The 260-nt window shown below is 41.2% G+C and carries 1 pseudogene; it reads left to right on the plus strand.

Annotation, left to right across the window (positions count from 1 at the left end):
- Window positions 1-28: 28 nt before the first annotated feature.
- Window positions 29-260: pseudogene (locus CWC16_RS19760) on the plus strand (hypothetical protein); the annotation flags it as partial.

The following is a 260-nucleotide window of genomic DNA, read 5'->3' on the forward strand; positions in this document are numbered from 1 at the left end:
ATAGTGACCACTTCATATAGAGATACCAATGAGAACTTTATTACTAACACTGTGCATGCTTGTATTGGGCAATGTGTATGCAGCCGAAAAAGAAAAACAACTCCCTCCGTTAAACCCTGCCTACAAAGCAGAGCATGCGATGGTGCTAATGAACCGAGGTTCTCGAATCTATGCAGCTAACTTTCCAACGTATACAACCCCACACGATGTGCAAGTGGTCTATCAAATAGATAACCCAGATGTGGCATTTTTAAATTTAG

The sequence above is a fragment of the Pseudoalteromonas sp. S3776 genome (genome assembly GCF_005886915.1).
Classification (GTDB): domain Bacteria; phylum Pseudomonadota; class Gammaproteobacteria; order Enterobacterales; family Alteromonadaceae; genus Pseudoalteromonas.